A 268-nucleotide genomic window follows, 5' to 3' on the forward strand; every position below is an offset into this window, starting at 1 on the left:
ATCGTTATCAAATTGGGCCTCAATTACTGCTGATCGAGATCGCGTTGGAAGATATCTCTCAATTAGTCGTTTTAGCTCATCAAGCTTTGCATCAACCTGTTCTGAATCTCTGTTAACTAATCCAATTTTAATTTCGTTGAGGATTGGTTCGAATCTAGAATCATCATAGTTTCTACCACCAAATTGTTCGATGAATGATTTTAGTTCTTCAAATTCTCTTGCAAGTTCTAATGTATCAAGCTCTTTAGAATCATAACTCCTTTCACTT

1 protein-coding gene is annotated in these 268 nt (G+C 35.1%); it reads right to left on the reverse strand.

From position 1 onward, the window contains the following. Positions 1-268: hypothetical protein (locus tag PZC42_RS21470; protein ID WP_277214193.1), on the reverse strand; the 268-nt coding region annotated here is incomplete at both ends.

Source organism: Isoptericola croceus, assembly GCF_029382255.1.
Lineage (GTDB): Bacteria > Actinomycetota > Actinomycetes > Actinomycetales > Cellulomonadaceae > Isoptericola > Isoptericola croceus.